Here is a 12,914-nt window from a genome sequence, read left to right as displayed (position 1 = left end):
TCGATAATTAAGAGCCTAATAACAATGGGATCCACCATAGATATCAGTTGGGGGCAATTAGCCCTTTTTATGTCAGTGCTGTTTATTCCCCTGCTCATCAACCGAAGGTTTGAACTCAGATTGGGGCGGGATATTTCGATTGCCGTTATTCGTATGACTGTGCAATTAATCCTGGTTGGCCTATACCTCGAGTTTCTGTTTGAACTCAACAGTCCCCTGTTAAATATACTCTGGTTAAGCGTCATGATACTCATAGGGGCAAGCGCGATCATCGGCGGCGTAAAGCTCCCCAAGCGCGTCTTGTACCTTCCGGTTTTTACCGGGTTAATTATTGCCATAACGCCGCTTATGCTTATTCTTCTGGCCCTCTTGTTAAAACCGCAACCCATCTTCAGCGCACAATACACTATCCCACTCGCCGGCATGCTACTGGGGAATAGCCTCAGTGGTAATATTGTCGCCTTACAGAGGCTATTTTCTGCCTTTGAGGAGAAACGAATGGAGTATGAAGGGGTCTTGGCTCTGGGCGGCAGGCCTAACCAAGCCGCGTACCCGTTTGTTCAGTCGGCCTTGAAGCAATCTTTAGCCCCTATTCTGGCCTCTATGACGACCACGGGCTTGGTTACACTTCCCGGCATGATGACAGGTCAGATTTTGGGAGGAAGCGACCCTATGGTGGCAATCAAATATCAGTTAGTCATACTGGTTGCGATATTTGTCATGTTAAGTGTCTCTGTGACTATTTCATTAGTTCTGTCGGTAAGAAGCAGTATTGAGCCCACAGGTTTTATCAAGATCCGTATTAACAAGCCATAAAATGAAAGGCGTTAGGTGTTAGCTGATATCTGATTTGCGCCAGCAAGCTGGATATGTAGAGACTGAACTAACGATACTTAGAGATGATCTGCTCATATAGATTATGGCCATCACCAATAAATTCACTCTTTATCTCATCGATAGACAGCTGTAGCTTATTGACTAGCTCAGGATCCGTATCTTTACTGAAGGCAAAATAGAGTTCACTCTCCTGAAGGGTAAAAACAGACTTGAATAAACTAGGGTCTAAACCAGCATTATGAATGTTCCAACCGGCCACATTCTCTTCATAGGCCCACAGTTGAATACGGCCCTTATTCAGCATCTTGAGCAGAGAGTATGCACTATTTGCCCGCTTAATATGTTTCGCTGGCACTCCAAAAGATAACAGGAGTTGCTCGCCAATATCGTCCTTTATCCCGCCTATGCTGTAGTTCGACAGCTCATCTATCGAATGAATATTGATCTCACTCTCAGCCCTTGCTAACAGCACTACCCGGGTTTCAACGATAGGTCCGACCCAGTGAAATGAGTCTTCACGAAGTTGGGTGCGAGTCGTTGAAAAAAGTACTCGTTCAGGGCCCGCTAAGGCCATTTTATAGGCTCTTGGCCAAGGTAAAAGCTGAATATTCTCTCTGGGGAGTCCTTCACCAACTCTGGCTAAGGCCGCACGCAGCAGATCCACCGCAATCCCTTTTAACTCTCCCTCTTCCTGATAGTTATATGGCGGGTAGGATTCAGTTAAATACTCAAGCTCAGACAAGCTGCTGGCCCGCGCATTGAAGATAAGCGTTGTGATAGCTAAACATATCATCACGACCTGTTTTATCCGCACATATACCCCCTCGAAGAATCCCTAGCTTGAGTGTAGCAAGACAAACGAGAAGAGCAATATCTGAACAGATAAGCTTAATCACTCATTAAAGATATAAAAACACTGAATTTATCTCTGAATAGTGGCCCCTACCAACAGTGTGAGTTTAAAGCCCGGAGTTACTTAGACTTTGGTAAGCTTGCTTAAACCTGTCTCGGGCTATGACTAGGTTATTTATACGATAAGTTTTCTATACGAAGAGGGCGATCACACTACCTATGGTGGCGGCCGCTTTAAGGTATTGTCCTGCGGTGTAGGAATCATCTTCCTTCTCTTCCACTTTATCGGGGTGATCCATACCAAGCGCCCCATAAGCAAAAGACTTAACGCCCGAGGACTGAGCAGACTCCCCTTTTTCTGATGTATCTTTCCGGTTTGCAGGCTCGACCAATAACTCGGATGACTTGCCGCTATCCGGCATTTGAGTGCTGCCGTCCTGAGTTTGCAGCTTTATCGCCGTCGGAGAGAGATTGATCGAACTATTTTCCGCTTTGGGACTTGCGGTTTCAGCCATAGAAACGGAGGGGTTATCAGTCTGAGTACTATTTTGAGGAGGTGTTTGTGTGTTTGCCTGAGTGCTCGACGGACGCTCAATCAATAAGCCCCCCAGAGAAGATGGATTACTAATACCGCTTATTATCATTGTCTTACACTCAGTTTTTCACGACACACATTCGACAATATAATGCAAAACGCCATACAGTAAAACAGCCATAGACCCAGACTAATGCTACAAATCGTATCAAGCCACTCTCGAGTCAGAGGTTGATTCCCCCTCAAATTCTTCATACAACTTAAAATCGATACTCAAACTTAACTCCAATAACTTCGAGGCTGCGATCATCGAGTTCAAAGTGATCCCACTGGAACCGAATATCTGATTTGGGAGACACCTTAAAATTAAACCCCACTCCCAAATATGGTGATATTCCGTTTATCCCAGGGTTCTGCTTATTTCCGTGTAACAAGCCATACTCCTGTTCCCAATTGAATGCCCCGACATTGACTAATGCAGATACCCCGGTGGCGAGCGGGAACCGGTAACCTACCCTTGCTCCCCAACCTGAATATAACCGGCTGTCTTGGCTCAGCAGGTCCCGATAGCCATAGTCCTGTGTCGCCCACATATCCTGAGAATTGCTTCCTACGCCCCCCAGTTCGATGCGGTCCAGGTTCAGCTGCCAACCTGAATTTTGCAGCTGTGATATGGGTGCGCTTGTTAGCTCAGCATCTTCTAACCAGGTCACATTGAGTTCATTAATGAACTGACGAACCGAATCACTCTCGAGTAGATTGTCGAGTCGAGAGTCTGCAATTGAAGTCACCATCTGTTCAGAGTGGTAGGTACTGCGCTGTAAGAGTTCCCCCGCAGACACATGGTGACAGAGTAATAAGAAGAGCAAAACAGTCAGCCAGGCCGAAGGAAATGTGTATCGCTTAGATTTAAAACCTGAGTGTTCGGCTTCCCCTTTAAGCTCACCGGGGCTTGAAACGGATCGCAGACTCAAAATAGATAGAGCCGATGGAATATTAATGTCATTTGGATTATCGATGAGCATCTTAATCACTCCTCAACTAAAGCTTTGTACAAATAACAAGCAATAGTCAGGCCAGCCAAACATGGTGACGATAAGTATCAAGTGCTTAGGAAGGAGTCAGGAATAAGGTCAAATGCAACGCCAAATTCTTGCCACAAACTGCGATGCAGTTTGCGACAAGCTAGAAAGGTAAACGCCCCTAGAACTCGAGTACGTTTTGATAAATTTCAATCACCCGCTGTGCATGCTGTTCTACCAACTCCAACGCTAGCTGCCCGGGCTTTTGTTGCAATGTTAGCCTGTGGTTTTCATCGCGTAAAAACAGGTATGCTTGAATTAACTCCTGGGTGTCGAGTAGAGGTAACAGGGCTAACTCTCCCAGGGTTGAAAATATTCTGATGTTATCGGACCAGGTACAGAGCTCACTGTGCTCACCTGCATTAGCCAATACCAGATATTGAGCGATAAACTCGATATCTGCGATCCCGCCTGCGCTCTGTTTAAGATCGAACATATCCGGGCTCACCTTAAGCAGATGCTCTCGCATCTTCAAGCGCATCTCTCTTACCTCCTGAGCCAGAGCCCCTTTCTCCCTATGCAGCTGCAAGACCTCGGAGCGTAGCGTGCTAAAACGGCTGGCCAACGCATTATCTCCAAACATAAACCTCGCCCTGACTAGAGCTTGATGCTCCCATGTCCATGCTTCATCACGCTGATATTGGCCGAAGCTTTCTATCTCACTCACAAGCAGGCCTGAAGCACCTGACGGCCTGAGGCGCATATCGACTTCATAAAGTTCACCCGAGTTAGTTCGGGTGGAAAACAGGTGTAAGATCCTCTGCGCCAACTTGAGATAAAAATGGCCAACCTCTATCGGACGTTTGCCATTAGTCTCTGTATGCTCCGGAAAGCCTTCCCGGGAGTAACTGTGCAGGAAAACCAAATCGAGATCCGAGCCATAACCCAGCTCAATCCCACCGGCTTTACCATAGCCGATAACTGCAAAGCCCATATCCCCCTCATCGAGATGAGTAGGAACGCCATGGCGAGCGCTGACCTGTAACCAGGCTTGCATCACCACTTGCTCAATTATCGCTTCTGCCAGTAAGGTCAGATGGTCGCTCACCTGACTCACGGGCAATACTCCGGTCACGTCAGCAGCGGCAATTTTCAATTGCTGAGATAATTTAAATTGTCTCAGCCCCTCCATCTGCTGCTCCATATCCTCTTCCGGTACACGCAGCAGGTACTGACGTAGCTCACTGCCGTAATCATCCAATGAAGTCGTATCATACAATTGAGCCGGATCGATCAGCTCATCGAGCAACATGGGAAACTTTGCCAGTTGAGCCGAAATCCATGGGCTGGCACAACATAAACTGACCAGTTGTTGACGAGCGCCGGGGTTTTCATACAAGAGCTCAAGATAGGTCGTACGGGTCAGGATCTGATCCAGCACCTTAGACACTGGCTCAAAGGCTTTCGAAGGAGACGCCAAGAGGATTACCTCACGCAAGAGCCAGGGCATCAATTTATCTAAGGTATCCCGGCCGCGGGGTCCGATGGAGCGTTTCGCAATGGTATCACGCCATGATTTGAGCATGGGCCAGAGGTCCGGGTCTTCGATAGACTGCTCACTCATGAGTGCTTGTGCATGCTCATCCTCTTGCACGCTCCAGAGCTGCTGTGTCCACAATTGCGATGATTCATCCTGCTCATTACCACCGACCGTATCATTAAAGTGTCGATGGATCTTACTCATCGCAGACTCGATATGTGTTCTGAGTTCGGCTTCCGACGCCATTCCCATACAGTGACACAATCGATACCAATCCAGACCACTGTCGGGTAAGGTCTGTGTCTGTTGATCGCCAATGGCCTGGAGTAAGTTTTCCACTCGTCGCAACAACAGATAACTCTGCTTGAGATCATCTACCGCCAGATATTCAAGCTGTCCTAAGGTACACAGGGTATCGATAGCGGCGAACAGACTTTGCTGACGCAGTGAAGGCTCCCGCCCACCGCGGATAAGCTGAAAACTCTGCACAACGAATTCGACTTCCCGTATCCCGCCGGCGCCCAGCTTTATATTATCGGTAAGCTTACGTCGCCTGACCTCTTGAGTGATCAACTGCTTCATTTTTCTCAGGGACTCGATAGCCGAAAAATCGATATAGCGGCGATAAACAAACGGCCTAAGCATAGCGTGCAACTCATCAGAAAATGCCGTCCAGGGGCCCAAAGCCCTCGCCTTCACCATGGCGTAACGTTCCCAGTCACGGCCCTGCTCCTGATAATAATCTTCCAGAGCACTGAAACTAACCACCAGAGGGCCACTCTCTCCATAGGGGCGAAGACGCATATCTACACGATAGACAAAACCATCCACAGTAACCTGATGGAGCAGGTTCACCAGACGTTGGCCCATTTTAATAAAGAACTGTTGGTTATCTAAGGCGCGGCGGCCCCCCTGGGTCTCTCCGTGCTCCGGGAAGGTGAAGATAAGATCTATGTCTGAAGAGAAATTGAGTTCACGTCCTCCCAGCTTGCCCATCCCGATAACCAACAAAGGTTGTGGATTCCCCTCACCATCGCGAGGCGTACCGTATTGCTGGCAGAGTTCACGGTAGAGCCAGTCACGTCCGGCAATGATCAGCGCCTCGGCCAAGGCCGAGAGATCGAGCAGTGAATCCTCCAGACTCACGTATCCGAAAAAATCTCGCCAGGCCAGTCGCACCATCAATCGATTTCGGTAGCGCCTTAAAATGGCTTTCGCTTCATCTTCACTACGACAAGGCTCCAGGAGCTCATGCAACTCGCTATCGAAACTCAGCCTCTCAACCTTGTCTAACTGTCCATCGAACAAGTCCGGGATCCAGTCAGGATGTCGGCATAATTGCTCTGCGATAAAATCACTCAACCCCATGATCCGATACAGCTCATCACAGTGCTGCTTATCTAATAAGCTCGAGATCTCAGGCCACGCTTCGTTTAACCTTTGCCAGTAACGATCCGCAACGTCAGTGATAATGGCGGGTAACGACTTGTTACTGATATTTTCCATGGTAATAATAATCCCTAACAATTATGGCAATCGACATATTATCAATTAAGACATATTATGTCTTAACTGTGACTAGCGTGTAACGACCAAGATTTAATCTAGCCACCAAACTGACTTTAAACAAAAAAGATTACTTTTTATTTCAAAGTAAAGGTTACTATAACCTAATGAAATACTAAGCTGATGATATTTATCAGCCTCTACTGAATATAAATGGAGAAAACATGGCAGCGATGTTCATACGTGTTCTCACTCTTACATTGCTTCTGACTCTCGTGGGTTGCGGTGATGACAGACCCGATCGCATTGCGCAATATCAGCAATTAGCGGGTCAGAGAATAGATTCACTCAATCAGATGCTTGATAGCGGGCAGATACGTAATGCCACCTTGCTAAAACAATACACGAGCATTCTGGCAAAACAACAAACCGATATGGCCCCCCTGCTCGACGAGCTGGCAAAAGATGCAACCACTAAAGGTCCTATGTTTACCTCGTTAGTGCGTCGTGTTCGTGAGCTTAGTGATGCCGGCAACTACATCGATCTCGATCAGCAGCTGGCAGAAGCCGAAAATATCTATCAAGCCGCCGATCCCAGTCTCTATAACGACATGCTATCAGATCCGCTCAACGTGGTTGCCGACATGTCAAATGGTGCTCTGGCGCGAGTCAACTCCATCAGTCGTGAGGCTGCAGCTCTCGCCAACGGATCCGAAGATTTTGGGGCCGGTAGCCAATTAGTCGGTAACCCTGGCTATGGCAGCTGGCAAACGGGTTCAAATGGCATGTCTTTCTGGGCTTGGTATGGCATGTACTCCATGTTCTCCAATGTTATGCGCGGCCCTATCGGCTACGATCGCTGGTCCAGTCGAAGGAATTACAGTTACTACAATGATGTAGGCCGCTACCGTTACACCTCACCGAAACAGGCGAGTGCGCAAAACAAAACCTTCGAGCGAACGAAAAAACAGTTCAACTCTCAGGGGAAGAAGTTCGACAGCCCCTATGCAAAGTCACGCACAGGCTCAACAAGCTTATCGCGTCAAAGCACGAGTACACCCAAGGCGAGTACGACAGGTACTCGCAGTAAAAGTGGCAGCAAGTTCCGTTCTAACTACTCTAAGAACAGCAACTTCCGTAATTCTAACAGTCGCACTACTCGCGGTGTACGCCGAGGCAAATAGATAAGGAACTCACATGACATTATTTCAAAACTTCGGTATCACATTGGATCTCGCCATCATTCTGGCCATTGATCTGACTATTGCCATCATATTATTAACCCTGATGCGCTACCTTCAGGGCTGGACAGCCAAGGTAGATAGCCGCATCGAGCTGGCAGAGAAAGATAATTTTGCCTTCGGTATCAGTACCGCCGGTGCCATCGCAGGATTAGGTATTGTGCTCACAGGAGCCATCACAGGTGAAGCCGCAGATTCCTATATTGTTGAGGCTATCGGCATGAGTGCCTACGGACTATTCGGCTTACTGCTGATTAAGCTAGGTAGATACTTTCACGATAAGGTTGCCCTTAATGAATTTAATAAGGGTGAGCAGATCCTTAAAGGCAATATTTCGGTTGCGCTTGTCGATGCCTGCGCCGCCATCGCCACAGCTATTATCATACGTGCGGTATTGGTCTGGGCCGAAGATCTGACTCTAGATACCTTCATTGCTATCTTCAGTGCCTTCGCCATCTCACAGATCATGTTGGTACTGCTGACCCGCTTTCGTGAATTTCGCTACGCCAAACGAAATCAAGATGCCTCGATGCAAGATGCATTGGTTCAGGGCCACACAGCGGTCGCGATTCGTCATAGTGGCTACATGCTGGCCATGGCACTGAGTTTCAACGCTGCCAGCCACTTCATCATCTATAATCCTCAAGCCTATATTGCCAATATTGTTGGTTGGTTCATCTTCTCGATAATCATGCTGGTCACACTTTCAGTGCTGATTAAGATAGTCAAAAAGCTGGTGTTATCGAAAATCAATTTAGCTCAGGAAGTAGAGCAGCAACACAATATCGGTATCGCGACCGTGGAGCTGGCCATCAGCGTGGCAGTTGCACTTATTCTGACGAGCCTGATGTACTAGCCCGGTATTTTTGTAGCAACACATAAAATACGGTTAATCACTTGATTAGCCGTTTTATTTTATCCACAAGCGTTTGACTGTGAGATACGAGTGAGTGAAGTGACAAGTTCCAAACTAACCCAACCTGAAGACGTCGTGCCTGATGTAAAAGGCCTATCCCCTGCACGGGGCGAAAGTTCCATAAGTCGTGAACGCAAGTTAAGCTGGTTCGATGACACCTTACTACTGGGCATCATGGCCGTATTAGCCGGCTGTGGCTTGATCTATGAGTACCTGCTCTCTCACTATGCGGGCCGAATTCTGGGAGCGTTAGAAGCGGCTATCTATACCATGATAGGCCTGATGATCGTCTCTATGGGTGTCGGGGCCTTTGCCGCCAGAAAAATCCGTTGTGCCTTTACCGGTTTTGCCGTCCTGGAGCTCAGTGTTGCCCTGTGTGGCTCTCTGGCGATACTCATCACCGCCGCGATAATCGGCTTCGGCCAACAGTTGCCACTCATTATAGCCAGCACCTTAGGCCTGCCACCGGATCAGCTCCCCGAAGGTGGTTTCATCGGCCTGTTACAACATTTAAGTGAATACCTGCCCTATTTCTGGGGGGTATTGCTCGGCTTGATGATAGGGATGGAGATCCCACTCATTGCGCGTGTAAGACAGTCTTTATGTGATGAACATCTGATGCATAATGCCGGCACCATTTACGGCGCCGATTACATTGGCGCGGGTATAGGCGCTGCCATCTGGGTTAGCTTCATGTTGGCAATCGACATCCAACTTGCCGCAGCCTTAACTGCCAGCTTTAATCTCTTAGCTGGCTTTATCTTCATCTGGCGCTTCTGGGATCGAATTCGATTTGTTAAAACACTTCTTATCGGCCACTTTATCGCGAGTGGCATTCTGTTGATGTTGGCCTGGCATGGTCCGGGCTGGGAGCAGAATTTTAATAATTTGCTCTATAAAGATGAAGTGCTCTACGCAAAATCCACTCGCTTCCAACAACTGACATTTACCGAAAGGCTTAGAGGCAGCGGCCTGGAGCCTGTGTATTCTCTGTATATCAATGGAAGGTTACAGTTCTCCAGCCTGGATGAACATATCTATCATGCGTTTTTGGTCCATCCGACACTGGAAGCCAGCGCACGTCATAACAAGGTATTAATCATAGGTGGGGGTGACGGTTTAGGACTAAAACAGGTTCTGAAATGGCAACCTGAGCGGGTAACCTTGATGGATCTGGACCGGGATCTTCTCGAGCTATTTACCTCCCATGACGCAGATATGCCCACTCGATTAAGACAGACCCTGCTAAAATTGAACGGTGATGCGCTCAATGATCCCAGAGTCGAAGTCGTTGTCGACGACGCCTTTAACGGGGTCGATAAGCTGCTTAAAAGAGGTGACAAATATGATGCCATCATAGTCGACCTGCCCGATCCCAGCCATCCTGATCTCAACAAGCTATACTCAGATCTTTTTTATAAAAAACTAAAGGAACTCTTAAGCGCTGATGGTGCTCTAACGGTACAGTCGACCTCGCCTTATCATGCCCCTAAGGCCTTTATATCTGTCGGAAAAACCTTGGCACTAGCTGGCTTCAATGTCAGCCAATACCATCATAATGTACCCAGTTTTGGTGAATGGGGTTGGAGCATAGCCACAGCGTCGGGCAAGAATGCTAAAAAAAGATTAAGCGATATTGAACAGCTCTCCATAGAGGACGACTGGTTAACACCGGGACTAATCAAGGGCTCATTCGAGTTCCCGGGCAACTTCTATCGGGAGAAGGATAAGATCGAGCCAAATCGCATAGGCTCCATGCAGCTATACCAATATCACCAGAAGGCATGGACAGAAAATCAAGGCGTCACACTTTTCTGATAATGAAAAGATTAAATTTGTTTAACCGAAATTGAAGGCACAGGCCATAAGCGGGCACACAGCGTTAAAGCCTGAATATTTGGGAACATGAACTAAATTCAGTGCATGATATTTTTCGAAAAATAGCACTTGACATATTATGTCGTGGTGCTATCTTTAATCGCAGACATAATATGTCATAAGGACAAATATGAATATTCACACTATTGCCAACCACCTCAATGACCTTTGTGATAAAAGCCATACCGGCTTGCAATTTGATTGCTATCCAATCGACGGCGAAGTAGAGGTTTTACAAGTCAATATCGTTGGACGTGAAGAGATCCCAGTATTCGTATCGGTGACAGAAAACCAAGTTCTCTGCATCAGTTACCTTTGGGGTGAAGATGAAGTTAATCAGGACCGTCGTTTAGCGATGTTTGAGACAATGTTAGAGCTCAACATCCCGATGCCACTGTCATCATTTGCAAAAATCGATGATAAGTATGTGATTTACGGCGCACTGTCTGTTCAATCAGACATGCAGGAGATCGAACAGGAGCTTTCGGTTCTTTCCGATAACTGCCTGGAAGTCATCGACGAAATGGTCGAATACTTAAAGTAATTTTTTATCAATTTTTTAGTTCTGGCTCAAGTAGCCGTGACTAGGTAGAAGGAGCCACATTATGGGCATACTAAACAAGATTTTAACCGCTTTTCGTGGTGGTGCTACAGAAGTTGGTCAAGGCATCGTCGATGCAAACTCTACGCGTATCTTCGAGCAGGAGATCCGTGATGCAGAAAATCACCTGACGAAAGCTAAACGTGAATTAACTGACGTTATGGCTAAAGAGATGCAAGCCAGCCGTGAAGTAGACCGTCTAAAGCGCTCTATCAGCGAACACGAAGGCTATGCGACACAAGCGCTCGAGAAGGAAAATGAAGCCTTAGCAATGGAAGTGGCTGAGAAGATCTCTCAACTTGATCAGGAGCTTGCAGAGCAAGAGGCTGCAAACGCTAACTTCACCGCTCATGCGACTCGTCTTAAAGATCTCGTGCGCAAGACTGAGCGTCAGCTAACTGATTACCAACGCCAACTGAGCATGGTCAAGACCACTGAAAGTGTTCAAAAGGCAACGGCCAGCATCACAGACTCTTTCGCAGGTAGTAGCTCTAAGCTATTAAATGCTAAAGATTCACTGGAGCGTATCAAGGCTCGTCAGCAGCAGTTTGATGACCGTCTGGTCGCCGCAGAGCAACTTGCCGACGAGAACAGTGATAAGTCTCTACACGATAAACTTGCTGAAGCAGGTATCGGTGAGCAAAAATCGAATGCTAATGCAGTACTTGACCGCCTGAAAGCGCGCAAGTAAACATCGAATAGAATCGGTATCACTCGTATTTGAGCTATGGCGCTTTTCTTATCAATAAGGAAGGCGCTATTTTCGTCTTAGGCTTGAATAATTCTAAGACAGGGATCAGGGATAATCCGAACGAACCGTACTTAGTACCCAAATGTATTTAATAGCCAAGAATATCAGGAGTCGATGATGGGATTTTTAAAGGGCCTGTTCGGTAAGAAAGAGGCGCCAAAACGTCAACTCGATCACCCCTCTCATTTAATGAAGGGAGATATGATCTCCCTCGATGACAGCTTTGCTCTCCCACCTCAGCTACGGGGCCAACAGTTAAGAGTCGAATCAGTCAGTACCTACGAGTATGAGCGCAGTCAAAAAGCCGAATGGGTGCTTAAAGGCCATGGTCAAGATACGCTTTTTCTTTCACTCGATGAAGATGATGAAACCTATCTTGCTTTCTCCATTAAGGTCAACCGCGGACAAGTTGAACAGATTTTCGACCTCGACCACTTTAGCGCTATCTTCGAAGAAGATGAACAAGCGCATCTTTCGACTCAAACTCTGCCCGATGAGCTTGCCACACAGTTCCAGCAGTGGTTAGGAGAAGAGTACCATCAAGTTAACTTCGCTCAGTTTGGTTACTTTCATCGTGAAGATTTTCGTGGCAAGAAGCCGCCACAGGAAGAAGGTGGTGCTACAGGCGAGGCATTTGAATCTTACCTGTTACTGGATGATGAAGAGAAATTTGCTATCGATATCGAAGTCTATGACGGCGGTGAAACCGATGTCATGTTAACCTTGTATCGTCCATTGTCCGATATCAGAGATTATTGGCCAGGGAAGTAGACTCTTTAGAACCTAGGAGCTAGAACCTAGGTTCTAAATTAGATTTCAATTTTTAAGGTAAACGGTATGACTAAGCAGAAGAGCCCACTACCGGAACAATGGTTACAAAACCAGAAAGCGGCCAAGGCGACACAGGTGGCTTTCGATCTCGATGAGAAGTTCCAATACTCTATTCGCAAAGCCGCGTTAGACTCAGGCTTTAGCCCGTCGGATCAGATCCGTACCATTTTGGGACTCTCGGTAACTAAGCGGCCTAAACGTCCCAGGCTCACCGTATCTCTCAGCCCTGAAGATTATGTCCAGTTAGCTGAAAAATATGACCTATCGCCAGAGCAGCAACTCGAAATAAAAAAACATGTATTGGACGATCTCATCCACTTTGTCGATAAAAGCTAGTACACTCATGCAGATGCCTGCCATAACAATGGGTGGGCAATCGATAAAATAAAGTGATATTGGACGAG

General features: G+C 47.2%; 12 protein-coding genes. 8 read left to right on the top strand and 4 right to left on the bottom strand.

What is annotated here, in order from left to right; genetic code table 11:
- The first annotated feature begins 24 nt into the window (after nucleotides 1-24).
- Entirely contained in the window at nucleotides 25-816 is a 792-nt protein-coding gene (locus tag EKG39_RS15350) for an ABC transporter permease (RefSeq protein ID WP_126506699.1), read from the top strand.
- A gap of 67 nt (nucleotides 817-883) precedes the next feature.
- On the opposite strand, the gene EKG39_RS15345 is transcribed toward EKG39_RS15350, so the two are convergent.
- The 4 genes from EKG39_RS15345 to glnE form a co-directional block, all read right to left on the bottom strand.
- Nucleotides 884-1,651 (bottom strand): substrate-binding periplasmic protein, encoded by a 768-nt coding sequence (locus EKG39_RS15345; protein ID WP_246028516.1) that lies wholly within the window; start codon nucleotides 1,649-1,651, stop codon nucleotides 884-886.
- A 229-nt stretch (nucleotides 1,652-1,880) separates the two neighbouring features.
- Nucleotides 1,881-2,333, bottom strand: coding sequence for a hypothetical protein (locus EKG39_RS15340; RefSeq protein ID WP_126506697.1), 453 nt, complete (start codon nucleotides 2,331-2,333; stop codon nucleotides 1,881-1,883).
- A gap of 151 nt (nucleotides 2,334-2,484) precedes the next feature.
- The gene (locus EKG39_RS15335; RefSeq protein WP_126506695.1) at nucleotides 2,485-3,249 is read right to left on the bottom strand and encodes a hypothetical protein; all 765 of its coding nucleotides are present in this window, start codon (nucleotides 3,247-3,249) and stop codon (nucleotides 2,485-2,487) included.
- 178 nt (nucleotides 3,250-3,427) lie between these two features.
- Nucleotides 3,428-6,292, bottom strand: a complete 2,865-nt coding sequence (glnE, locus tag EKG39_RS15330; protein ID WP_425470181.1) for a bifunctional [glutamate--ammonia ligase]-adenylyl-L-tyrosine phosphorylase/[glutamate--ammonia-ligase] adenylyltransferase — start codon at nucleotides 6,290-6,292, stop codon at nucleotides 3,428-3,430.
- A 224-nt stretch (nucleotides 6,293-6,516) separates the two neighbouring features.
- Between glnE and EKG39_RS15325 the strand changes: the two genes are divergently transcribed.
- The 7 genes from EKG39_RS15325 to EKG39_RS15295 all read left to right on the top strand — a co-directional run bounded on the left by EKG39_RS15325 (nucleotide 6,517) and on the right by EKG39_RS15295 (nucleotide 12,846).
- Nucleotides 6,517-7,476, top strand: a complete 960-nt coding sequence (locus tag EKG39_RS15325) for a hypothetical protein (RefSeq protein ID WP_126506693.1) — start codon at nucleotides 6,517-6,519, stop codon at nucleotides 7,474-7,476.
- Between the two features lie 13 nt (nucleotides 7,477-7,489).
- Nucleotides 7,490-8,389 carry a DUF350 domain-containing protein gene (locus tag EKG39_RS15320; RefSeq protein ID WP_126506691.1) on the top strand — a complete coding sequence of 300 codons (900 nt, stop codon included), beginning with the start codon at nucleotides 7,490-7,492 and terminating at the stop codon, nucleotides 8,387-8,389.
- Nucleotides 8,390-8,569: 180 nt separating this feature from the next.
- The gene (locus tag EKG39_RS15315; RefSeq protein WP_126506836.1) at nucleotides 8,570-10,267 is read left to right on the top strand and encodes a polyamine aminopropyltransferase; all 1,698 of its coding nucleotides are present in this window, start codon (nucleotides 8,570-8,572) and stop codon (nucleotides 10,265-10,267) included.
- Between the two features lie 190 nt (nucleotides 10,268-10,457).
- Nucleotides 10,458-10,871 (top strand): YjfI family protein, encoded by a 414-nt coding sequence (locus tag EKG39_RS15310; protein WP_012144171.1) that lies wholly within the window; start codon nucleotides 10,458-10,460, stop codon nucleotides 10,869-10,871.
- Between the two features lie 61 nt (nucleotides 10,872-10,932).
- The gene (locus EKG39_RS15305; RefSeq protein WP_126506689.1) at nucleotides 10,933-11,619 is read left to right on the top strand and encodes a PspA/IM30 family protein; all 687 of its coding nucleotides are present in this window, start codon (nucleotides 10,933-10,935) and stop codon (nucleotides 11,617-11,619) included.
- 177 nt (nucleotides 11,620-11,796) lie between these two features.
- On the top strand, nucleotides 11,797-12,450 hold the full coding sequence (locus EKG39_RS15300; RefSeq protein ID WP_126506687.1) for a hypothetical protein: 654 nt from the start codon (nucleotides 11,797-11,799) through the stop codon (nucleotides 12,448-12,450).
- 66 nt (nucleotides 12,451-12,516) lie between these two features.
- Nucleotides 12,517-12,846, top strand: coding sequence for a hypothetical protein (locus tag EKG39_RS15295; RefSeq protein WP_126506685.1), 330 nt, complete (start codon nucleotides 12,517-12,519; stop codon nucleotides 12,844-12,846).
- The last annotated feature ends 68 nt before the right edge of the window (nucleotides 12,847-12,914 follow it).

Source organism: Shewanella atlantica, from assembly GCF_003966265.1.
Taxonomy (GTDB): domain Bacteria; phylum Pseudomonadota; class Gammaproteobacteria; order Enterobacterales; family Shewanellaceae; genus Shewanella; species Shewanella atlantica.
The sequence above is the reverse complement of the archived record's forward strand: the minus strand, read 5'-3'. Positions and strand labels throughout refer to the sequence as shown.

Excerpts from the sequence above, each read along its gene's own strand:
- EKG39_RS15325 (WP_126506693.1), top strand. The coding sequence starts at position 6,517 with ATGGCAGCGATGTTCATACGTGTTCTCACTCTTACATTGCTTCTGACT.
- EKG39_RS15305 (WP_126506689.1), top strand. The coding sequence starts at position 10,933 with ATGGGCATACTAAACAAGATTTTAACCGCTTTTCGTGGTGGTGCTACA.
- EKG39_RS15340 (WP_126506697.1), bottom strand. The coding sequence starts at position 2,333 with ATGATAATAAGCGGTATTAGTAATCCATCTTCTCTGGGGGGCTTATTG.
- EKG39_RS15350 (WP_126506699.1), top strand. The coding sequence starts at position 25 with ATGGGATCCACCATAGATATCAGTTGGGGGCAATTAGCCCTTTTTATG.
- EKG39_RS15320 (WP_126506691.1), top strand. The coding sequence starts at position 7,490 with ATGACATTATTTCAAAACTTCGGTATCACATTGGATCTCGCCATCATT.
- EKG39_RS15310 (WP_012144171.1), top strand. The coding sequence starts at position 10,458 with ATGAATATTCACACTATTGCCAACCACCTCAATGACCTTTGTGATAAA.
- glnE (WP_425470181.1), bottom strand. The coding sequence starts at position 6,292 with ATGGAAAATATCAGTAACAAGTCGTTACCCGCCATTATCACTGACGTT.
- EKG39_RS15300 (WP_126506687.1), top strand. The coding sequence starts at position 11,797 with ATGGGATTTTTAAAGGGCCTGTTCGGTAAGAAAGAGGCGCCAAAACGT.
- EKG39_RS15335 (WP_126506695.1), bottom strand. The coding sequence starts at position 3,249 with ATGCTCATCGATAATCCAAATGACATTAATATTCCATCGGCTCTATCT.
- EKG39_RS15295 (WP_126506685.1), top strand. The coding sequence starts at position 12,517 with ATGACTAAGCAGAAGAGCCCACTACCGGAACAATGGTTACAAAACCAG.